Origin of the sequence: Nostoc sp. 2RC (assembly GCF_014222165.1) — a bacterium.
Lineage (GTDB): Bacteria > Cyanobacteriota > Cyanobacteriia > Cyanobacteriales > Nostocaceae > Nostoc > Nostoc linckia.
This window is the reverse complement of the sequence record NZ_JACKZU010000857.1, coordinates 1-239: the sequence shown is the minus strand read 5'-3', so window position 1 is coordinate 239 and position 239 is coordinate 1. Positions and strand designations below refer to the sequence as shown.

The following is a 239-nucleotide window of genomic DNA, read 5'->3' as shown; positions in this document are numbered from 1 at the left end:
TGCCGAGAAAAGCCTCTAGATAGATAACAGGTGCCCGTACCGCAAACCGACACAGGTAGTCAAGATGAGAATTCTAAGGTGAGCGAGCGAACTCTCGTTAAGGAACTCGGCAAAATGACCCCGTAACTTCGGGAGAAGGGGTGCTCTTTAGGGTTCACGCCCAGAAGAGCCGCAGTGAATAGGCCCAAGCGACTGTTTATCAAAAACACAGGTCTCTGCTAAACCGTAAGGTGATGTAT

Annotated in this window: 1 rRNA gene; it reads left to right on the top strand. The window is 49.8% G+C overall.

What is annotated here, in order from left to right:
• Window positions 1–239, top strand: a 23S ribosomal RNA gene (locus GNE10_RS35260); the annotation flags it as partial.